This window comes from Hydrogenophaga sp. FG152 (assembly GCF_057809615.1).
Window position 1 is genome coordinate 119,149 of record NZ_JBMDKH010000015.1, and the last position, 21,069, is coordinate 140,217.

A 21,069-nucleotide genomic window follows, 5' to 3' on the forward strand; every position below is an offset into this window, starting at 1 on the left:
GAGGGCCTGCGATGACGACGGTTCTCGGTCTCGTTTTTCTGGCGCTGATGGTGATCGGCGCACCCATTGCCTTCGCGATGCTCATCGCCGGCCTGGTGGCGGTCTGGCTCAAGCCCGGCCTGTCCTCGCTGGTGGTGATGCAAAACCTCTTCAGCGGGCTCGACAGCTTCCCGCTGATGGCGATCCCCTTCTTCATCCTCGCCGCCGAGCTCATGACCGGCGGCGCGCTCACCGACGTACTGCTCAAGTTCGCCGCGCGCCTGGTGGGCATGCGCCGCGGCGGCCTGGGCCACGCCAACATCCTCACGCTCACCTTCTTCTCGGGCATCAGCGGCTCGGCGCTGGCCGATGCAGCGGGCCCGGGCGCCATGCTCATCAAGATGATGCGCAAGGCCGGCTACAAGGACTCGTACGCCGCCGCGCTCACCGCGAGCACCGCCATCGTCGGCCCCATCATCCCGCCCTCGATCATCATGATCGTCTACGCGATGACGGACAACAGCGTGAGCATCACCGGCCTGTTCCTGGCCGGTGTGGTGCCGGGCTTCCTGATCGCGCTCTCGCTGATGGTGGTCAACCACATCGTGAGCGTGCGGCGAGGCTACCGCTCCTCGCCCGAGCTGCTGGACCCGGCACCGCTGCTGCGCCTGTTCTGGCGCGCGCTGCCGGCGCTGATGCTGCCGGTCATCATCCTGGGCGGCATCCACCTGGGCATCTTCACGCCCACCGAGGCCTCGGCCGCCGCCGTGCTGTATGCGCTGCTGGTGGGTCGCTTCGTCTACGGCACGCTGCGCATGGACATGCTGCCCGCCATCCTGTTCCGCTCGGCGCTGATGACGGCCTCCATCCTGTTCATCGTCGCCACCTCGGCGGTGTTCGCCTGGGTGCTCACGGTGGGCCAGATCCCGCAGCAGATGGCGGCATGGATCGCCGGCATGGCGCTTTCCCCGATCGAGCTGCTGATCGCCATCAACGTGCTGCTGCTGCTCGTGGGCATCTTCATCGAGCCACTGCCCGGCGTGATGATCATGGTGCCCATCCTCGGGCCGCTGGCCGACGCGGCCGGTCTCAACCCGTTGCACTTCGCCATCGTGATCATCGTGAACCTCACGCTGGGCATGGTCACGCCGCCCGTGGGCGGGCTGCTGTTCGTCACCTCCGCGGTCTCGGGCGTGCGCATGGGCCCCATGGTGCGCGAAATGGTGCCCATGCTGGTTGCGCTGTTCGGCGTGCTGATGCTGCTCACCTTCGTTCCCACGTTTTCCACCTGGTTGCCCGGCGTGCTCGGGTACTCACACTGACCCTCAGAACCACCCTAGAAGGAGACTCCCCGTGAAGATTCATCGCAAGCACTTCCTGGCGGCCGTGGCCGCCGCCTCCCTGCTGGCGTTCGGCGCCGGCCCCGCGTTCGCGCAGAAGGTGCTGAAGTACACCCACTACCAGCCGGCCGGCAACGACCAGCCCAAGCACGCCGCCGCGCTCGCGTTCAAGGACCACGTGGAAAAAGCCACCCACGGTTCGCTCAAGGTCGAGCTGTACCCCGCCGGCCAGCTCGGCCCGGCACAGCAGGTCATGGAGGGCCTGCGCCTGGGCACGGTCGAACTCGCCGTGGTGCACGACGGCGGCATTCCCGGCGTCTACAAGACCTTCAACATCTTCGGCTTGCCCTTCCTCTTCAACGACCACGCGCACGCCTACGCCGTGCTCGACGGCAAGTTCGGCCAGGAGCTGGCCGAGGACATGCGCAAGCGCACCGGCATCCGCCTGATGGGCTACGCCGACAATGGCATCCGCCACTTCACCAACAGCAAGCGCGCCATCAAGACGCCCGAGGACATGAAGGGCCTGAAGATCCGCGTGCAGCCCAGCCCGGTGTTCGTGAAGCTGGTCGAGTCGCTGGGCGCCAGCCCGACCGCGATCGACTGGGGCGAACTGCCCGCCGCGCTCGCGCAGGGCACGGCCGACGGCCAGGAAAACGGCGTCACCAACATCATGGCCGCCAGCCTGTTCCAGCACCAGAAACACATCACGCTGGACGGCCACGTCTACAGCCTGCACGCCTACATGGTCAGCGAGCGCTTCTTCAACGGCCTGAACGCCGCCGAGAAGAAGGCCGTGACCGAGGGCGTGGACATCGCCAAGAAGATCCACCGCGACATGACGCGCGCGCAGGACCTCTCGGCCAAGAAGGTGCTGACCGAGAAGGGCATGACGGTGACCGAGCTCACCCCGGCCGAGATCGACCGCTTCCGCAAGGTGGCGCAGCCGCCGGTGCGCGCCTACCTCGAAGCCGAGGTGAGCAAGGAGTGGACCGAGAAGCTGCTGCAAGCCGCTGCCGCCAAGTGAGCGACGGGGTGAAGCACGACCGCCTGGTGGTGGCCCTGGACGACGGCTACGCCGCCTACGACCAGGAAGAGGCCTTGCTGGGCGCCGAGGGCGCGCGCTTCGAGGTGCGCCCCTGCCGCCGCGACGAAAACGCGGCGGCCGCCTCGGTGGCGGACGCCGACGTGGTGCTGGTGCGCGAGTCGCCGGTGTCGCGCCGGGTGATCGACGCCATGACCCGCTGCCGCGCGGTGATCCGCTACGGCATCGGCGTGGACAACATCGACCAGGCCGCCGCGCGCGAGCGCGGCATCATGGTGGCCAACGTGCCCGACTACGGCACCGACGAGGTCAGCTCGCAGGCCGTGGCGCTGGCGCTCGCGGTCTCGCGCCGCATCGGCCTGCACGACGCCGAGGTGCGCGCGGGCCGCTGGTCCACCGGCGTGCTGCAGCCCATGTATCGGCTGCGCGGGCGCACGCTGGGCCTGGTGGGTTTCGGCCGCATCGCGCGCATGACGCTGGAGAAGCTCGCGGGCTTCGGCTTCGGCCGCGTGCTGGTGCACGACCCCAAGAGCGACATGCCCCCGGGTGTGGAGCGCACCGACCTCGACACCCTGTTCGCCGAGGCCGACGTGATCTCGCTGCATGCGCCGCTCAACGAGCAGACGAAACACATGGTGGACGCGCGGCGCATTGCGCTCATGCGGCCCACCGCCCTCCTGGTGAACACGGCGCGCGGCGGCCTGGTGGACACGCAGGCGCTGTACGAGGCCTTGCGCGAGCGCCGCATCCTGGGCGCGGGGCTGGACGTGTTCGAGCAGGAGCCGCCGGGCGCGCACCCGATCTTCGGCCTGGACAACGTGGTCGTGACCAACCACATGGGCTGGTACAGCGAAGAGGCCATGCGCGAACTGCAGCTCAAGACGGCGCAGGAGGCGGTGCGCGTCCTGCGCGGAGAACAACCCTTGCACTGGCTCAACCGCTGGTGATTTTTTGACTGAACGGAGAAACGATGAACAAGGAATTGAAGGAGCTGGTCGACGGCTTCAACCAGGTGGCCGTGGCCTCGGTGGCCGATGCGGTGGACAAGGTCTGCGGCCAGCGCGGCTACATGGACACGCCGATCAAGCCTCGCATCAACGACAAGCGCATCTGCGGCCCGGCCGCCACCGTGCTCGAATCGGCGACCGATGAATTCGTGCCACCCCAGCACGCGCTGGACCTGATCGACGAAGCCGAACCCGGCAGCGTGATCGTGATCTCCATCGACGGCGGCCAGCCCGACGTGGCGGTGTGGGGCGGCCTGATGACGGCCGGCGCCGTGGCCAACGGCCACGCCGGCGCGGTGCTCGATGGCGGCGTGCGCGACCTCACCGAGATCCGGCGCGACTACGGCTTCCCGGTCTATGCCCGCGACGTGAGCCCCGGCACCACGCTGGGCCGCTTCCGCACGGTGGCCTCGCAGGTGCCCGTGCGTGTCGGGGGCATCGTGGTGCACCCGGGCGACATCATGGTGGGCGACGTGGACGGCGTGGTCGTGGTGCCGCGCGCGAAGGCCGCCGAGGTGCTGGCCGCGTCGCGCGAGATCGACGAGCGCGAGCTGGAGCAGGCCAAGCTCATCATGGCCGAGAAGTCGCTGCGCAAGGGCCTGGCCAAATATGGCCGCATCTGAGGTGCCCAGCCACGCCGGGGCCGCGCAGATCGTGGCCCTGGGCGAGGCCATGGTGGAGTTCAACCAGACCGGCGAGAACGGCGGGCGCAGCTACCTGCAGGGCTTCGGTGGCGACACCTCCAACTTCGCCATCGCCGCCGCCCGCCAGGGCGCGCGCGTGGCCTATGTGAGCGCGCTCGGCGACGACCCTTATGGCGCCCTGCTGCGCCGCCTGTGGGACGAGGAGGGCGTGGACCACCGCCACGTGCTGACCGACCCGGCGGCCTTCAGCGCGATCTATTTCGTCACCCACAACGGGCAGGGCCACCACTTCAGCTTCTTCCGCAGCGGCTCGGCCGCGAGCCGGCTCACGCCGGCCACGCTGCCGCGCGCGCCGATCGAGACGGCGCGCGTGCTGCACCTCTCGGGCATCTCGCTGGCGATTTCACCGAACGCCTGCGACGCCGGTTATGCCGCCATCGAATGCGCGCGCGCCGCCGGGGCCTGGGTGTCGTTCGACACCAACCTGCGGCTCAAGCTGTGGTCGGTGGAGCGCGCGCGCGCCGTCATGACGGACGTGATCGGCCTGAGCGACATCTGCCTGCCCAGCTACGACGACGTGGTCGCCATCACCGGCCTACACGACCCGGATGCGCTGGTGGACCACTGCCTGCGCCTCGGCGCGAAGACCGTGGCGCTCAAGATGGGCGAGCAGGGCGCGATCGTGGCCACGGCCAGCGAGCGCCACCGCATCGCGCCCGCGCGCTGCCAGCCGGTGGACGCCACCGGCGCGGGCGATGCCTTCGGCGGGGCCTTCGTGGCGCGCCTGGTGGCGGGGGACGACCTGCCCACCGCCGGGCGCTACGCCGCCACGGTGGCCGCGCTCTCCACCGAGGGCTATGGCGCGGTGGCGCCGATTCCGCACGCCGCGCGCGTGCGCGAGGTGCTCGCGGCCGCCCGGCCCTGAGCGCCGCTCAGTCCAGCAGCGAGCGCACCACCGACTCGCGCGTGCGCAGGCGCGTGGTGCGCTGGAAGAACAGGCTGTTGGGCACGCGCAGGTAGGAAGGCTCCGCGCCCTCGGCGGTGTCTTCGCGCAGCGTGGTGTAGATCAGGTTGATGTCCATCACCTCGCCGGCCAGGCCCGGCTTGTCGCCGCCCTCCAGCAGTTCGATGCGGTCGCGCAGGCCGAACGGGCGCGAGGTGAAGATCAGCACCGCACAGAAGATGTTGGAGAGCACGCTCCAGGCCGCGAAGAAGGCGATGGCGCCCACCGTGGCAAAGCCGGTGAACGCGGTCCAGATCACCATGCCCGAGACACCCACGCGGTCCAGCACCAGCAGCAGGGCGGCGCCGAACAGCAGGAAGGTGACCACGCGCCGGCCGCCGATCACAAACTCCAGCGGCAGCCGCTTGTCCTCGCCCACGCGGGTGATGAGGCGGTGCAGCAGCGAGCGCAGCAGCAGCGCGACGAAGACGATCAGCGCGATCTGCAGCGCGATGGTGATGACGTCGATGAAGGGGTGGGCGTAGGCGGGGAGAACGTCTTTCATGGAGTGGTCGCGGCGGGGGCCACCGAGGCGCCCTGGATGTGGTGCTGGTTCAGGGAAGCGGCCACGAAGCCGGTCGATTTCATGTCTTCCACGAAGGCATGCAGATAGCGCGCCGCATCGGCGCCGCGGTCCTTGGGCAGGCCCATGGCCTGCTGGATCACCATGAAACGGCCGGGCAGCAGCCGCAGGCCGGGGTGGCGTTGCTGGTCGTGCTCCAGCTGCTGCCGCACGCCGGCGGCCACGTCCAGCCCCTGGCGCACGAACTCATCGACCACGGCCTGCGAACTGGCGGCCCGCACGATCTCGGCGTGCCGCAGCTCGCGCGTCAGAAACAGGTCGTAGGCGCTGCCCTTGCCCACGGTCACCCGCGTGCCCGGCCGGTCCACCTCGTCGTTGCGCTGCAGCGGGGATTCGTCGCGCACGAGGTAGCTGCCTTCGATCAGCACATAGGGCGCGGTGAAGGCGATGCCCTCGCCGCGCAGCGGGTCGATGGCGAAGAAGCCGACATCGGCCGCGCCGTTCCTCACCGCGTCCACCGATTGGCCCGCCGTGTCGAACACGACCAGCTCGATCCCGACGCCGAGCCCCTGCGCCAGGCGGTGCGCGAGGTCCACCGAGACGCCGACCGGCTGCCCGGTGGCGGGGTTGCGGTTGGCGAGGATGGGGTTGCCCAGGTTGATGGAGGCGCGCAGGCGGCCAGTGGGCGCGAAGCTGTGGGACAGGGGGAGGGAAGCGGTCATGGCGATGAGGGGGAAGGCGGGTGAACGTCCATGGCTTGCCGCGTGGCCGGGGCCCGCGGCAAAGGATGACCATGGTAACGGCCCTCCCGGATCACCGGGACGGCGTCAGGGGGACGGCGGCTCGATGTGGCGGCCGGTATGCCGGTCGCGCACGATGGCCTGGACGAAGGCCGTGGCGTCGTGGCCGACGACCAGCCCCGGGTCCGCCTGTCCCGACGGCAGGGTCAGGGACACGCCCGCCGCTTCGAGCAGCGCGCGGGAAGCGGGCATGGCCAGGATGGCCTTGCCGCTGCGGTGCTGGTCGCGGATGAAGTCCAGCGTGTGGGTGTCGCGCGCGAGGGCCTGCACGCCTTCGTCGCCATCGGGCAGGGCCAGCGCGTCGAACAGGAAGGCGGGTTCGTTCTGCAGCGAAGCCTCGGCGTCGACGAACACGCCGTCCACGGTCTTCACCGGGCCGATCCGGGGTGCCACGAAACGGGGCTGGGCGCCGAGGGCGAGCAAGGTGGCGTGCAGACCCACGGCGCTTTTGCCGACGATGCCGTGCGCGACCAGGATGGCCACCTTGCGGGCCCGGATCGAGGGATCGCCGGCCAGCACGGCGTGTTGAAGGGAGGGCGGGAGCTGAGCCATACCCACCACTGGGGCAAATGGCGTGCCCAGGGAAATCGCCCTGTCGCGCCGGTCCTCTTGTAGAGTTGCAGACGTTTTTTCCGCAGGAGACGGCATGGCCACCAGCAAGAAGGCAACATCGGGCGCGATCCGGTCGGGCGTGGGCGGCTGGACCTACGAGCCCTGGCGCGACAACTTCTACCCCAAGGGCCTGGCGCACAGCAAGGAGCTGGCCTACGCCAGCTCGAAGCTGACCGCGATCGAGGTCAACGGCACCTACTACAGCACCTTCAAGCCGCCCACCTTCGCCAAGTGGCGCGACGAGACGCCCGAGGGCTTCGTGTTCTCCCTGAAGGCCAACCGCTTCACCACCAACCGCCGGGTGCTGGCCGAGGCCGGCGAGTCCATCGAACGGTTCGTGGGCAGCGGCCTGAGCGAACTCGGCCCCAAGCTCGGGCCGCTGGTGTGGCAGTTCGCGCCGACCAAGGTGTTCGACCCGGTGGATTTCGAGGCCTTCCTGAAGCTGCTGCCGAGCGAGGTGGACGGCCTGCCGCTGCGCCACGCGCTGGACGTGCGGCATGCGAGCTTCCTGGACCCGGCCTACCTCGCGCTGGCGCGAAAGCACCGCTGCGCCACGGTGTTCACCGATTCGGACGACTACCCCTCGTTCGCCGATGTGACCGGCGACTTCGTCTACGCGCGCCTGATGCGAACCGACCCGAAGGTGAAGACGGGGTACGCGCCCAAGGCGCTGGACCGCTGGGCCGAAGCCGCCAAGACCTGGGCCGCGGGCGGTGAGCCGGCCGACGTGCCCCGCGTCGAAAGCGCCGGCAAGAAGGCCAAGGCGCGGGATGTGTTCATGTACTTCATCAGCGGCGCCAAGGAGCGCGCCCCGGCGGCCGCGATGGCGCTGATCGAACGCCTCTAGAGCCGCACCCAGCGTGCGTTCTGCCGGTGGCTGTTCAGCACGGCCTCGATGAAGGCCATGCCGTCCAGGCCGTCGAGCAGGCCGGGCATGTTCGACATGGCTTCGCCGCGCCAGGCGCGTGCGAAATCCCGGTACAGCGTGGCGAAGGCCTCCAGGTAGCCCTCGGGGTGGCCGGCCGGGATGCGGTTGTCACCGACCTGCGGCGCCATGCCCCGGCGCAGTTGCTGCACCGGGCCGCCTTGCGGGGCGAAGCTCAGGAACTCGGGCTGCTCCTGATCGAAATGCAGCGAGGCGCGCGTGCCATAGACGCGCAGGCGCAGCGCGTTGCAGGCGCCGCTGGCGACCTGGCTGGCCCACAGCATGCCGCGCGCGCCGCCCTCGAAACGCAGCATGGCCTGCACGTGGTCGTCCAGCGTTCGGCCGGGCACGAAGCTCGTGAGCTCGGCCGACAGCTCCTGCACGCTCAGCCCGCTCACGTAGCGCGCCAATTGGTAGGCGTGGGTGCCGATGTCGCCCAGCGCACCGGCCGGTCCGGCGCGCTTCGGGTCGGCGCGCCATTCGGCCTGCTTGTTGCCCCGGCGTTCGACCGGCTCGCCCAGCCAGTCCTGCGCGTACTCCACCTGCACGATGCGCAGCTCGCCGAGTTCACCGGCGGCCACCATCTCGCGCGCCTGGCGCACCATGGGGTAGCCCGCGTAGGTGTGGGTGAGCAGGAACAGCAGGCCGCGCTCGCGCACCACCTGCGCCAGGGCCTTTGCCTCGGCCAGCGAGGTGGCCAGCGGCTTGTCGCAGATGACGTGGATGCCTTGTTCGGCGAAGGCGCGCGCCACCGGCACGTGCAGGTGGTTGGGCGTGACGATGGCGACGGCGTCGATGCCGTCCTCGCGCTGCGCCTCGGCCCGCGCCATGGCGGCGTAGTCGGCGTAGCTGCGCTCGGGCGCGATGTGCAGGTTCGCGGCGCTGGCGTGCGCGCGTTCGGGTGTGGACGAGAGCGCGCCGGCCACGAGCTCGAACTGGTCGTCGAGGCGCGCGGCGATGCGGTGGGCCGCGCCGATGAAGCTGCCATCGCCACCGCCCACCATGCCCAGGCGGATGCGCCGCGTGGTGCGCTCGCCGGTGCTCATGGTGTGCCCCGGTTCAGGCCCAGCAGGGCGGCCAGGGTGGCGGGGTCGCCCGCGCTGGCGGCGAAGTCGTCGAAGGCGCGGTCGGCCACGCGGATGATGTGCTCGCGGATGAAGGCCGCGCCTTCGCGCGCGCCGTCTTCCGGGTGCTTGAGGCAGCACTCCCACTCCAGCACGGCCCAGCCGGCGTAGTCGTATTGCGCCATCTTCGAGAAGATGGCCTTGAAGTCCACCTGGCCGTCGCCGAGCGAGCGGAAGCGCCCGGCACGGTCGATCCAGTTCGAGAAGCCGCCGTACACGCCCTGCTTGCCGTTGGGGCGGAACTCGGCGTCCTTCACGTGGAAGGCGCGGATGCGCTCGTGGTAGTGGTCGATGAAGGCCAGGTGGTCGAGCTGCTGCAGCACGAAGTGGCTCGGGTCGTAGAGGATGTTCGCCCGCGGGTGCTGGCCCACGGCGTCGAGAAAACGCTCGAAGGTGATGCCGTCGTGCAGGTCTTCGCCGGGGTGCAGTTCGTAGCAGACGTCCACGCCGGCTTCATCGAAGGCGTCGAGCACCGGGCGCCAGCGCCTCGCGAGCTCCGCGAACGCCGCTTCGACCAGGCCCGGCGGGCGCTGCGGCCAGGGGTAGAGGTAGGGCCAGGCCAGCGCGCCCGAGAAGCTGGCGTGGGCTTTCAGGCCCAGGCGCCGCGAGGCCTTCGCGGCCAGCAGCAGTTGCTCATGCGCCCATGCGGTTCGCGCGGCCGGTTTGCCGCGCACGTGGGGCGCGGCGAAGGCGTCGAACTGCAGGTCGTAGGCGGGGTGCACGCACAGCAGCTGGCCCTGCAGGTGGGTCGAGAGTTCGGTGATCTGCTGGCCGTGCGCGGCGAGCCGGCCCTTCACCTCGTCGCAATAGGTGTCGCTGGTCGCGGCGCGTTCGAGATCGAAGATGGCCGCATCGCTGGTGGGGATCTGCACCCCCTTGTAGCCCAGCGAGGCGGCCCAGCCGGCCAGGCCGTCGAGCGTGTCGAACGGCGCGGCCTTGCTGATGAACTGGGCCAGGAAGATCCCGGGTCCCTGGATGGTTTTCATGGGAATACTCCAAAAGCCAAAGCGATCCGCCAGCGAAGGGCATCACCCAGAGACACCGAGGATCCGGCTTTGCCGGTCCCAGGTGTCGCCCCCCTTCAAGGGGGGTGGCGCGAAGCGCCGCGGGGGGTGCTCTCTAGAACGGTGAATCAGGGAAGTAGAAGTCCTTGGCGTTCGCCTTGGTGATCAGCACCGAAGGCACGATGGTCGAGGCTGGCAGCTTCTCGCCCTTCTTGCGCGCCAGCGCGGTCATCTTGATGGCGTCATAAAGGAACTTGGGCGAGTAGGACACGTTGGCCTGGATCAGCGGGTTGCTGCCGTCCATCAAGGTCTTGACCATGGCTTTGGCACCGGCGCCGCCGAAGACGATCTTGATGTCCTTGCGCTTGGCCTGCTCGATCGCGCGCAGCACGCCGAAGGCCATGTCGTCGTCGGCCGCCCACACGGCGTCGATCTCCTTGAAGCGGGTGAGGAAGTCCTGCATCACCTTGAAGGCGTCGTCGCGGTTCCAGTTGCCGTGTTTGGCGTCCAGCACCTTGATGCCAGGGTGGTTCTTCATCACCGCGTTGAAGGCGTCCATGCGCTCGTTGTCGATGGTGGTGGGGATGCCGCGCAGCGCCACGATGTTGCCCTTGCCGTTGAGCGCCTTGGCCAGGTACTCGGCCGGCACCTTGCCGAAGGCGGTGTTGTCGCCCGAGACGTAGGCGTCCTGCGCGCTGGTGTCGGTGAGGCCGCGATCCACCACCGTCACGTACACGCCCTTGGCCTTGACCTGTTGCACCGGTCGTGTCAGCGCGGCGGACTCGAAGGGCAGGATCACGAGCGAGTCGATCTTGGTCGCGGTGACCAGGTCCTGCAGCTGGTTGGCCTGTTCGGGCGCGCCGCTGGCGGTCTTGATCGTGACCTTGATGTCGGGGTCCTTCTCCAGTTCTTTCTTGGCTTCGTTGGCCCAGTACACCAGGCCGGCGGCGAAGCTGTGGGTGGCGGCCGGGATGGCCACGCCCAGGTTCACCTTGTTCTGGGCCTGCGCCAGCAGCGGGCTGGCCATGCCCAGCGCGGCCAGGGCGGCCAGCGCGAGCAGACGGGAACGGTACTTCATGCTTGTCTCCTTGATGTGTTGATGACAGGGAAAGAAAGAAGGCATGGCGTGCCTTCAGGGACGCCGCCGCTGCATGAATGCGACGGCGATGATCACGAAGCCCTGCACCGCCGCGTTGAGGTACACGCTGATGATGCTGGTGAGGTTGAGGATGTTGCTGATGACCGAGAGCAGGATGGCGCCGATCACGGTGCCGCCGATGCTGCCGGCGCCGCCGCGCAGCGCGGTGCCGCCCACGATCACGGCCGCGATGGCTTCGAGCTCCCACAGCAGGCCGGTGGTGGGCGAGGCCGAGCCCAGGCGCGGCACGTAGAGCAGCGTGGCGATGCCCACGCACACACCGAGCAGGGTGTAGGTGAGCACCTTGATGCGGTCCACGTCCACCGCGGCGTAGCGCGCCACCTGCTCGTTGGAGCCGATCGCCTGCACGTAGCGGCCGTAGGCGGTGCGGTTGAGCAGCAGGGCGCCCGCGAAAGCGACCAGCGCGAAGATCCACACCGGGATGGGCACACCCAGCAGGCTGCCGTAGTACACCGGGCCGTAGGCGTCGGCCAGCGCGTTGTCGAGCGCGAGCGCGCCGCCGTCGGCGAAGTAGGTGAGGTAGGCGCGGAAGATGCCCAGCGTGCCCAGCGTGACGATGAAGGGCTCGATGCGCCCGCGCGTGATGAGCAGGCCGTGCGCCAGGCCGAACAGCGCGCCCAGCAGCACGGCGGCGGCCATGCCCACCATCACCACCGCCACCGGCGGCCAGCCCAGCGGGGCGATCCTGTTCATGAGCAGGATCACCACGCCCGCGATCAGCGCGGCCATGGAGCCCACCGAGAGGTCGATGCCGCCCGAGATGATCACGAAGCACATGCCCACGGCGATGATGCCGATGAAGGCGGTGCGCGTGAGCACGTTCATGGCGTTGTCCACCGTGGCGAACTCGCGGTTGAGCAGCGTGCCGGCGATGCACAGCAGCACCAGGCCGAGCAGCGGGCCCAGGGTGGGCAGGCGCCAGGCGCGGCCGGCGGCCGGGGGCGGTGCCGGGGTGGCGTCAGTGCGTTCCTGTGGCATGGGCGATGAGCTCCTGTTCGTTGAGGTCGGCGGCCGAGAGCGTGGCCTGCAGGCGGCCCGAGCGCATCACCGCGACGCGGTGGCACAGGCCGATGAGTTCCATGAGCTCGGACGAGATCACGACCACCGCGCGGCCGCTGGCGGCCAGGCGCTGGATGAGGGCGTAGATGTCGCGCTTGGCGCCGATGTCCACGCCGCGCGTGGGCTCGTCGAGCACCACCACGCGCGGGTCCGGGTGCAGCACCTTGGCCAGTGCGAGCTTCTGCTGGTTGCCGCCCGAGAGCGAGCCGGCCGGCACGTCCAGCGAGCCGGTGCGGATGCCGAAATCGCGCACCGCCTGCGCCAGCGCGGCGGTCTCGCTCGCGGGCTGCAGCCAGGGGCGGGCGTGCTTCTGCAGCGCCATCAGCGTGAGGTTCTCGCGCAGGCCGAAGCGCACGTGCAGGCCGCGGCCCTTGCGGTCTTCGCTCAGGTAGGTCAGGCCGGCGTCGGCCGCCTCGCGCGGCGAGCGCGGCAGCAGCTCGCGCCCGGCCACCTGCACCGCCTGCGCGCTGCGCTCGCGCAGGCCCAGCAGGCCTTCGAAGAGTTCGGTGCGCCCCGCGCCCACCAGGCCGGCGAAGCCGAACACCTCGCCCGCGCGCACCTCGAAGCTCACGTCCTGCGCCCAGCCGGGCACGCTCAGGGCGCGCACCGAGAGCAGCACCGGCGCGTCGGCCGGCACCTCGGCGCGCGGCGGGTAGAGGTCGGCGAGTTCGCGGCCCACCATCAGGTTCGCCATCTGCGCGCGCGTGAGCGTGGCCGTGGCCTGCTGCGCCACCAGGCGACCGTCGCGCATCACGATCACTTCCTCGGTGATGCGCTCCACCTCGTCGAGCTTGTGCGAGATGAAGACGATGGTCACGCCTTCGGCCTGCAGGCGCGCGACCAGGCCGAACAGCCGGCCGGTCTCGCCCGGCGTGAGCGTGGCGGTGGGCTCGTCCATGATGAGCACGCGCGCGTGGCGCGACAGCGCCTTGGCGATCTCCACCAGCTGGCGCTCGGCCACGATGAGGTCGCGCACGCGGGTGTCGGGGTGCACCTTGCTCAGACCCACGTCGTCGAGCACGCGGCGCGTGGTGGCGCGCATGGCGCCGTCGTCGAGCCAGAGGCCGCGCCGCTTTTTCTCGTGGCCCAGGAAGATGTTCTGCGCCACCGTGAGGTCTTCGGCCAGGTTGAACTCCTGGTGGATCAGCACGATGCCTTCGGCCTCGGCCGCGCGCGGGCCGTCGAAGCGCACCGCGCGGCCGTTCACCTGCAGCGTGCCTTCGCTGGGCCGTTCGTAGCCCGCGAGGATCTTCATAAGGGTGGACTTGCCCGCGCCGTTCTCGCCCAGCAGGCCGTAGACGCGGCCGGGCTCGAAGGCCAGGTCCACGCCGTGCAGCACCTGCACCGGGCCGAAGCGCTTGACGATGCCGCGCAGCTCGATGCGCACGCCGGTGGCGGCCATCACGCCAGCTCCATCTGTCGCAGGCTTTCCTGCATGGCCAGCACGCCCGCGCCAATGAGCCCGGCGCGCTCACCCAACGGCGTGTACTGGATCTCCAGGTGCCGGGTGGAGAGCGCGAGCGAGCGGTGGTACACGCTCTGGCGCACGGCGGCCAGGAACAGCGGCCCCACGCGCGTGACGCCGCCGCCGATGAACACGTGCGAGGGGTTGAAGAAGTTCACCACCGACGCGAGCATCTGCCCCACCAGCGCGCCGGAGCGCTGCACCACCTGGTTGGCCGCCATGTCGCCTGCGCGGCTGGCCTCGGCCACGTCCTGCAGGCGCAGCGCGCCGCGCTCGGCCAGCCGGCGCGCGAGCAGCGGGCTCTGGCCGGCCTGGGCCGCTTCGGTGGCCATGCGCGCGATCGCGGGCCCGGCGGCCATCGCCTCCACACAGCCCAGGTTGCCGCAATGGCAGCGCGGGCCGTCGGGCACCACGCAGATGTGGCCCACGTCGCCGGCCGAGCCGTTGGCGCCGCGGTAGACCTGGCCCTGGCAGACGATGCCGCAGCCCACGCCGGTGCCGACCTTCACTACCAGGAAGTTCGAGAGGCTGCGCTGCATGCGCCAGAGCTCGCCCAGGGCCATCACGTTGACGTCGTTGTCCACGAACACGGGGGCGCTGAAGTCGGCGGCGAGGTCGTCGCGAATGGAGTACCCGTCCCACAGCGGCATCAAGGGTGGGCTCACCAGCTGGCCGCTGTCGAAATCCACCGGGCCGGGCAGGCCGATGCCGATGCCGATCACCTGGCGCGGCGCCACGCCGCAGCGCGCCAGCAGCTCGTGCATGAGCACGCGGATGCGCGAGAGCACCGGGCCGGGGCCGTCGTGCACGTCGGCCGGTTCGCTGTGGTGGGCCATCACGGCCAGGTCGGGGCTGAGGATGCCGACCTCCAGTCCGGTGGCGCCCACGGCCACGCCGATCAGCACGCCCAGGCTGCGGCTCAGGCGCAGGGTGTCGGCGCGGCGCCCGCCGGTGGGCACCTGCTCGCCGGTCTGCTCCAGCAGGCCTTGTTCGAGCAGATCGGCGACCGCGGCGTTGGCGCGGGTCTTGGAAAACGAGGCGGCGGCGGCCAGGGCGTCGCGCGAGATGCCGCTGGCCCAGAACACGTGGTCCAGCACGGTGCGCTCACCGGTTTTCAGGCCTTTCCAGTTCACGTTGCTTGTCTCCGTTGGTGTGCCGTCGTCGGGCGCGGCACTGGAGACGCATGCTATTCGGTCGAATTCGACCCGACAAGATCTAAGTTCGGTCCAAATTGGGTCAATCAAAGAACAGTCTTGCCGCAGGTCTCACTCAATGTCGAGCCGGTCGTCGCTCGCCATGGGCGTCGGACATGGCCTTGTCCAACAACCCCATCCACCATGAACTTCCATCCCGATATCACGAGCTTTGACCAATTGAATGCGATTCACGACGCCGCCTTTGGCGATCTGAAAACCCATGCTGGATACGGTTTGCCCGAGTTCCACGATCCGATCGTGAACCCAGTGGTTTCGCTGCGCTCTCTGGAAGCGCAGACGTGGGATCAGAAGGAGGCCTTGTCCACGCTGGCCGGGTTCGACGGGACGCTGAAACGTCTGAAAGCCGAGGGGCTGCCGGGCGGTGGACGGACCAGCGAAGTGGGCCGGGCCTTCTTCGACGCCGGTGTCAACGCGTTGGCCAATGCGGTGGGCTATTTCGTCGGTTATGTGGTCGCCGTGAAAGTCGAAGAGCTCTATGACCGAAACCCCGCCGATCTGAGCTACTGGCAAAGGTTTGCCAGTGAGATGGCCAACAGGCTGGTTCAACAGTCGATCCGCTGGATGTTGCGGGATCTGCTGTGGCCTGCGTGCCAACGCTCGATCGGGATGCACGCCGTTTCGCTGGAAGAGGCTTCGAAAGGCCGGCAATGGGGTCAGCTCGGCATTGCCACGGGTGCCACGGTGGGCGGCGACATGCTGGGGGCCTTTCTGTACGACCTCCTGCCGCAGCCGTCGGGTCCCGATGTGCTCGTGCAAGGCGCCGCCCGTACGCTGGTGTTTGCCGTGACCGACGCCCTGGCCCTGTGGGTCAGAAGCCTCACGGCACGCACCAGCAAGCATGCGCGATTCGAGGTCAACGAGAACATCCAGGAAGGCGCTCGTGTCTCCGCCGGCATTCGTGGTGTCCAGGTGGCCCTGGATTCTTTTTTCCTGGCCTTGTACAAGCTGCACTGCTCGAACCTTTACGGCTTCGTGGCCTTGCTGGACGCATGTGAACTGACACCCTATCTCCTGTGGGAGGGCGGGCGGCTCTGCCGCGCCACGTCCCTGGAACAAACGGTGCCCATCGAGCTCCGCCAGGCCCAGGGGGGCGAGGGCCGTGGGCGCGACCAGCCGTCGCAGGCAGATGTCTCGCGCGTCTCGGCGCGTTCCCGGCTGTCGCGGATCAATATGCCGTGACCACGGGCGGTGCAAGGCTTGACGGGCCGGGTCGGCTCAGGCGGTGATCGCCTTCAAGACCTCTTCCGCCGTGCCCGGCGCGTTCATCGCCCCGGGCCGACCGCCGGCCTGCGCCACCGCGTCCCGCAGCGCCTCGAACACGCTGATGGCCAGCATGAAGGGTGGCTCGCCCACCGCCTTGCTGCCGTGCACGTTGTCTTCGCGGTTGGCCTCGGGCCAGAGCTCGACCTTGAAGTGCTCGGGGATGTCGCCGGTGGCCGGGATCTTGTAGGTGCTGGGCGCGTGGGTCTGCAGGTAGCCCTTGTCGTTCCACACCAGCTGCTCGGTGGTGAGCCAGCCCATGCCCTGCACGAAACCGCCCTCGATCTGGCCGATGTCGATCGCCGGGTTGATGCTGTGGCCGACGTCGTGGAGGATGTCCACCTTCAGCACGCGGCTCTCGCCGGTGAGCGTGTCGATGGCCACTTCGGTGACCGCCGCGCCGTAGGCGAAGTAATAAAAGGGCCGGCCGGTGAGGGTGGTCTTGTCGTAGTGGATCTTGGGCGTGCGGTAGAAGCCGTCGCTCCAGAGCTGGATGCGGTTGGCGTAGGCGGCATGCACCACGTCCTCGAAGCTGCGCGTGGTGGTGGGCGTGATGACCTGGCCACCCTCGAAGCGCACCGCGCCCGCGCCGCAGCCGTCCAGCCCGGCGACGAAGGCCGCGAGGTTGTCGCGCACGTGGCGCGCGGCGAATTGCGCGGCGCGGCCGTTGAGGTCGGTGCCGCTGGAGGCGGCGGTGGCGCTGGCGTTGGGCACCTTGCTGGTGTCGGAGGCGGTGGAGAGCACGCGCTCGAAGGGCACGCCGAGCTCGTCGGCCACGATGGCGGCGACCTTGGTGTTGAGGCCCTGGCCCATCTCGGTGCCGCCGTGGTTCACCTGCACGCTGCCGTCGGTGTACACGTGCACCAGCGCGCCGGCCTGGTTGAACAGCGTGGCGGTGAAGCTGATGCCGAACTTCACCGGCGTGAGCGAAATGCCTTTCTTGATGACCGGGCTGTCCGCGTTCCAGGCTGCGATCTGCCCGCGCCGCTCGCGGTAGCGGCTGGTCTGCGCGAGGGTGGTCATGAGCGGTTCGAGGATGTTGTCCTCCACCGCCATCTGGTAGTGGGTGACGTTGCGGCTTTCGATGCCATAGAGGTTGCGCAGGCGCACGTCCAGCGGGTCCCTGCCGAGCGCCTGGGCGATGTCGCTCAGGATGCGCTCGATCACGATCACGCCCTGCGGGCCGCCGAAGCCACGGAAGGCGGTGTGGCTCTGGGTGTTGGTCTTGCAGCGGTAGCTGGAGATCGTCACGTCTTCCAGGAAGTAGGCGTTGTCGGCATGGAAGATCGCGCGGTCGGCCACGGGGCCGGAGAGGTCGGCGCTGAAGCCGCAGTTGGCGAGCATTTCCAGGTCGAGCCCGCTGAGCAGACCGGTGTCGTCGAAGCCCACGCGGTAGTGGTAGGCGAAGGGGTGGCGCTTGCCGGTGATCATGAAGTCGTCGTCGCGGTCCAGCCGCAGCTTGACCGGGCGCTGCAGCTTGCGCGAGGCCACGGCGGCCCACACCGCGAGGTGGCCGGCTTGCGTTTCCTTGCCGCCGAAGCCGCCGCCCATGCGCCGGCATTCCACCGTCACCGCGTGGTTGTGAATGCCCAGTGCGTGCGACACCCAGTGCTGCACCTCGCCCGGGTGCTGGGTGCTGGAGTAGACCCACCACTGGTTCTGTTCCAGCGGCAGCACGTAGGCGATCTGTCCTTCCAGGTAGAAGTGTTCCTGGCCGCCGACTTCGAAGGTGCCCTCCAGCTGGTGGGGCGCGCGCGCCAGGGCTGCCGCCGCGTCGCCGCGCTTCACGTGCACCGGGGGCAGCACGTAGCTGCCCTGGGCATGGGCCTGGTGCACCGAGAGCACGGCGGGCAGGGGCTCGATGTCGAGCTTGACCAGGCGCGCGGCGCGGCGCGCGGTCATCACGTCGTCGGCCACGACCACGGCCACCACCTGGCCGATGAACTGGACCGTTTCGCTGGCGAACACGGGTTCGTCGTGCGCGAAGGCGGCCAGCGTGGGGTCGCCGGGGATGTCGCTGGCACCGAAGACGCCGCGCACGCCCGGCACGGCCAGGGCGGCCGAGGCGTCCACGCCGCGCAGCCGGCCGTGTGGCACCGGGGAGCAGACCGGGGCGGCGTGCAACGTGCCGCGCACCTCGGGGATGTCGTCGATGTAGGTGGCGCCGCCGGCCACCTGGGCGCGCGCGCTCTCATGGAAGCGCGAGACACCGGCCGCGCGCGGGCTCGCGGGCGGCACGGGGATGGCGGGGCGGGCTTCGGCCACGTCGTCGGACGGGGCGGTGGCGTCCGCGCGGGACGAGATCACCACCGGCGCGGGTGTGTCGGGGTTGTTGGGGTCGCGTGCGTTCATGCCAGTGCCTCCAGCGTTGCCGCATTGAGGTTGTCCAGGTTGATGTGCTGCAAGCCCTGGCTTTCCAGCCAGAAGCGCTGCAGCAGGTTGCCCAGCACAGCCTGTCGGTAGGCGGCGCTGGCGCGCATGTCGGAGATGGGCTGGAACTCGGCGCGCAGCGCGGCCACGGCGGCTTTCACCGTGTCGGGCGTCCAGGGCTGGCCGCGCAGGGCGGCTTCGGTCTGGCGCGCGCGCGCCGGTGTGGCGGCCACGCCGCCGGCACCGATGGAGACCTGCGCCACCACGCCCTCGGTCACCGTCATCTGGATCGCGAGGCAGACGGCGGAGATGTCGTCGTCGAAGCGCTTGCTGATCTTGTAGGCCTTGAAGGTTTCCCCGGCCGTGGGGCGGGGCACCTTGATCCAGGCCAGCAGCTCGTCGGGTCGCATCACGTTGGTGCGGTAGCCGGTGTAGAGGTCTTCCAGCCGCAGTTCGCGGTGGGCGATGGCGCCGCGCTTCGCATCCCAGCGCATCAGCACCACGCTGGCGCCCAGGCCGATCAGCAGGGGCATGGAGTCGCCGATGGGCGAGCCGTTGGCCACGTTGCCGCCCAGCGTGCCCGAGTTGCGCACCGGCAGGCCGGCAAAGCGCTGGGCGAAGGTCTGGAGCTGGGGGCGGTCTTTCACCAGGGCGGCGTAGGCGTCGGTCAGGGTGACGGCGGCGCCGATGGCGATGTGGTGCGGGTAGCCTTCCACCCGGCGCAGCTCGCGCACGGCGGTCACGTCCAGCACCTGGGCGAAGCGCTTGTGCATCTTGGTGACCCACAGGCCCACGTCGGTGCAGCCGGCGACCACCTGGGCCTGGGGGTGGGCGGCGCGCTGGCGCAGCAGCTCCGTCAGCCGGGTCGGGCGCAGGTAGGTGGTGCCGTCTTCCTGGTCCTTCCTGAGCACCTGGAGCGCCGCCACGGTGGCGGCCTCGTTCACGCCACAGCCCTGGGGCAAGGGCAGGCCGCCCATCTGCTGCGCGGCGTCCAGGATCGGGCGGTAGCCGGTGCAGCGGCAGAGGTTGCCGGAGAGGTCGGCCTGGGCATGGGCGCGGTCGATGCCTTTTCCGCCGTGGGTGTTCTGGTACATGCCGAACAGGCTCATCACGAAGCCGGGTGTGCAGAAACCGCATTGGCTGCCGTGGCACTGCACCATGGCTTCCTGGGCCGGGTGCAGCTCGCCGCTCTCGTTGGCCAGGTCTTCCACGGTCCAGACCGCCAGGCCGTTCACCGAGTGCGCCAGCCGGATGCAGCTGTTGATGGCCTTGTATTCCAGTTGGCCGTCCACCGCCTCGCCCAGCACCACGGTGCAGGCGCCGCAGTCGCCCTCGCCGCAGCCCTCCTTGGTGCCGGTGCAGTGCAGGTCTTCGCGCAGCACCTCCAGCAAGGTGCGGTCGGGGGCCACGTGGCGCAGCGTCACGGGCTGGCCGCGGCGCAGGAAGGTCAGGGTTTGTGCGGATATTTCGGTGCTCATGCGTGCCAGCATAGCGCTGCCCCCTTGGCACAACATATGCTCGACCATATGTCCAAAATGCCCAAAACACCATTCACCCACATAGGACAAGGGTATGAAATACATGTCCATGTTCGACAAGATTGACCTGCACCTGATCCGCGTGCTGCACACCGTGCTCACCGAGCGCAGTGTCTCGCGCGCGGCGCTGCGCCTGGGCATGTACCAGCCGGCGGTGAGTGCGGCGCTCAAACGCCTGCGCGAAATGGCCGGCGACCCCCTTCTGGTGCGCTCGGGTTCGGGCATGGTGCCCACGGTGGCGGGGCTGCGCATGATCGAGCCGGCGGCCGACATCCTGCGCAGCGCCGAGGTGCTGTTCTCCGACGCGCGCAGCTTCGAACCCGCCACCGCGCGCCACAGCTTCAGCATCGCCGCCAGCGACTACATGGACCCGCTGTTCCTGCCGCAGCTGGTGACCCAGATCAAGAGCCAGGCGCCGAACTGCCCGATCGACATCCACCCGCTCTCGCGCGACTCCGACTACCGCAACCACCTGGCCCAAGGCGATGTGGACGTCGTGATCGGCAACTGGACGCAGCCGCCCGAGGACCTGCACCTGGGCCGCCTGTTCGGCGACGAGGTGGTCTGCCTGGTCTCCCAGCAGCACCCGGCGGCGCGCCGGGGCTGGGACGTGGAGGCCTGGCTGGGCGCCGAGCACATCGCGCCCACGCCCACCCACCCCGGCGCGCGCGGTTTCGTGGACGAGCACCTGGCGACCCTGGGCCTGGTGCGCAACATCACCGCCCGCTGCCCGCATTTCGGGCTGATCCCGGCCATGGTGGCAGGCAGCCTGCTGGTGCTGACCACCGGGCGCCAGTACTGCGACCGCTTCACCGGCGTGCTGCCGGTGAAGGTGCTGCCCAGCCCGGTGGAGTTCCCGCGAATGATGTATTACCAGCTCTGGCACGAGCGCACTCACGCCTCCAAGGCCGGGCGCTGGCTGCGCGAGCAGGTCAAGAGCGTGGCCGCCTCGCTGAAGCGGCCCGATGCCGACGGCTGACCCGACAAGACAACGA

19 protein-coding genes are annotated in these 21,069 nt (G+C 69.5%); 8 read left to right on the forward strand and 11 right to left on the reverse strand.

Going from position 1 to position 21,069, the window contains the following annotated elements:
* Positions 1–11: 11 nt before the first annotated feature.
* The 5 genes from ACODTB_RS18195 to ACODTB_RS18215 are packed head-to-tail and all read left to right on the forward strand — an operon-like array spanning position 12 to position 4,940.
* Positions 12–1,301: a TRAP transporter large permease gene (locus tag ACODTB_RS18195; protein WP_488929609.1), complete on the forward strand. Its 1,290-nt coding sequence runs from the start codon at positions 12–14 to the stop codon at positions 1,299–1,301.
* Positions 1,302–1,332: 31 nt separating this feature from the next.
* On the forward strand, positions 1,333–2,346 hold the full coding sequence (locus ACODTB_RS18200) for a TRAP transporter substrate-binding protein (RefSeq protein ID WP_291113287.1): 1,014 nt from the start codon (positions 1,333–1,335) through the stop codon (positions 2,344–2,346).
* An 8-nt stretch (positions 2,347–2,354) separates the two neighbouring features.
* Positions 2,355–3,311 (forward strand): C-terminal binding protein, encoded by a 957-nt coding sequence (locus ACODTB_RS18205; protein WP_291113286.1) that lies wholly within the window; start codon positions 2,355–2,357, stop codon positions 3,309–3,311.
* Positions 3,312–3,334: 23 nt separating this feature from the next.
* Positions 3,335–3,994, forward strand: a complete 660-nt coding sequence (locus tag ACODTB_RS18210; RefSeq protein ID WP_291113284.1) for an RraA family protein — start codon at positions 3,335–3,337, stop codon at positions 3,992–3,994.
* Positions 3,981–4,940 (forward strand): sugar kinase, encoded by a 960-nt coding sequence (locus tag ACODTB_RS18215; protein WP_488929610.1) that lies wholly within the window; start codon positions 3,981–3,983, stop codon positions 4,938–4,940. The genes ACODTB_RS18210 and ACODTB_RS18215 overlap by 14 nt, the downstream gene beginning before the upstream one ends.
* A gap of 7 nt (positions 4,941–4,947) precedes the next feature.
* Here ACODTB_RS18215 and ACODTB_RS18220 read toward each other — a convergent pair whose 3' ends face one another.
* The 3 genes from ACODTB_RS18220 to ACODTB_RS18230 all read right to left on the reverse strand — a co-directional run bounded on the left by ACODTB_RS18220 (position 4,948) and on the right by ACODTB_RS18230 (position 6,893).
* Positions 4,948–5,523, reverse strand: coding sequence for a mechanosensitive ion channel domain-containing protein (locus ACODTB_RS18220; RefSeq protein ID WP_291113280.1), 576 nt, complete (start codon positions 5,521–5,523; stop codon positions 4,948–4,950).
* A complete protein-coding gene (locus ACODTB_RS18225; RefSeq protein ID WP_291113274.1) occupies positions 5,520–6,263 on the reverse strand; it encodes an ABC transporter substrate-binding protein in 744 nt (247 codons plus the stop codon). The genes ACODTB_RS18220 and ACODTB_RS18225 overlap by 4 nt, the downstream gene beginning before the upstream one ends.
* 105 nt (positions 6,264–6,368) lie before the next feature.
* Positions 6,369–6,893, reverse strand: a complete 525-nt coding sequence (locus ACODTB_RS18230) for a DJ-1/PfpI family protein (protein ID WP_291113272.1) — start codon at positions 6,891–6,893, stop codon at positions 6,369–6,371.
* Positions 6,894–6,987: 94 nt separating this feature from the next.
* Here ACODTB_RS18230 and ACODTB_RS18235 point away from each other — a divergent pair, with 94 nt between their 5' ends.
* Positions 6,988–7,800, forward strand: coding sequence for a DUF72 domain-containing protein (locus ACODTB_RS18235; protein ID WP_291113270.1), 813 nt, complete (start codon positions 6,988–6,990; stop codon positions 7,798–7,800).
* Here the strand turns inward: ACODTB_RS18235 and ACODTB_RS18240 are convergent.
* From ACODTB_RS18240 to ACODTB_RS18265, 6 genes are all read right to left on the reverse strand, one after another.
* Entirely contained in the window at positions 7,797–8,924 is a 1,128-nt protein-coding gene (locus ACODTB_RS18240) for a Gfo/Idh/MocA family protein (RefSeq protein ID WP_291113268.1), read from the reverse strand. The genes ACODTB_RS18235 and ACODTB_RS18240 overlap by 4 nt on opposite strands.
* Positions 8,921–9,988, reverse strand: a complete 1,068-nt coding sequence (locus ACODTB_RS18245) for a sugar phosphate isomerase/epimerase family protein (protein ID WP_291113266.1) — start codon at positions 9,986–9,988, stop codon at positions 8,921–8,923. The genes ACODTB_RS18240 and ACODTB_RS18245 overlap by 4 nt, the downstream gene beginning before the upstream one ends.
* 133 nt (positions 9,989–10,121) lie before the next feature.
* Positions 10,122–11,084, reverse strand: a complete 963-nt coding sequence (locus tag ACODTB_RS18250; RefSeq protein ID WP_488929611.1) for a substrate-binding domain-containing protein — start codon at positions 11,082–11,084, stop codon at positions 10,122–10,124.
* Positions 11,085–11,138: 54 nt separating this feature from the next.
* On the reverse strand, positions 11,139–12,143 hold the full coding sequence (locus ACODTB_RS18255; protein WP_291113250.1) for an ABC transporter permease: 1,005 nt from the start codon (positions 12,141–12,143) through the stop codon (positions 11,139–11,141).
* Complete coding sequence (locus tag ACODTB_RS18260) at positions 12,124–13,626, reverse strand: sugar ABC transporter ATP-binding protein (RefSeq protein WP_291113248.1); 1,503 nt, start codon at positions 13,624–13,626, stop codon at positions 12,124–12,126. The genes ACODTB_RS18255 and ACODTB_RS18260 overlap by 20 nt, the downstream gene beginning before the upstream one ends.
* A complete protein-coding gene (locus ACODTB_RS18265) occupies positions 13,626–14,822 on the reverse strand; it encodes an ROK family transcriptional regulator (RefSeq protein WP_291113246.1) in 1,197 nt (398 codons plus the stop codon). Before ACODTB_RS18265 ends, ACODTB_RS18260 begins: the two co-directional genes overlap by 1 nt.
* Positions 14,823–15,026: 204 nt before the next feature.
* Here ACODTB_RS18265 and ACODTB_RS18270 point away from each other — a divergent pair, with 204 nt between their 5' ends.
* Positions 15,027–16,085 carry a hypothetical protein gene (locus ACODTB_RS18270; protein WP_291113244.1) on the forward strand — a complete coding sequence of 353 codons (1,059 nt, stop codon included), beginning with the start codon at positions 15,027–15,029 and terminating at the stop codon, positions 16,083–16,085.
* Positions 16,086–16,121: 36 nt separating this feature from the next.
* Here ACODTB_RS18270 and xdhB read toward each other — a convergent pair whose 3' ends face one another.
* Positions 16,122–18,518 carry a xanthine dehydrogenase molybdopterin binding subunit gene (gene xdhB / locus ACODTB_RS18275; RefSeq protein ID WP_291113242.1) on the reverse strand — a complete coding sequence of 799 codons (2,397 nt, stop codon included), beginning with the start codon at positions 18,516–18,518 and terminating at the stop codon, positions 16,122–16,124.
* On the reverse strand, positions 18,515–20,014 hold the full coding sequence (gene xdhA / locus ACODTB_RS18280; protein ID WP_291113240.1) for a xanthine dehydrogenase small subunit: 1,500 nt from the start codon (positions 20,012–20,014) through the stop codon (positions 18,515–18,517). Before xdhA ends, xdhB begins: the two co-directional genes overlap by 4 nt.
* A 94-nt stretch (positions 20,015–20,108) precedes the next feature.
* Here xdhA and ACODTB_RS18285 point away from each other — a divergent pair, with 94 nt between their 5' ends.
* Positions 20,109–21,053: a LysR family transcriptional regulator gene (locus ACODTB_RS18285; RefSeq protein WP_291113238.1), complete on the forward strand. Its 945-nt coding sequence runs from the start codon at positions 20,109–20,111 to the stop codon at positions 21,051–21,053.
* The last annotated feature ends 16 nt before the right edge of the window (positions 21,054–21,069 follow it).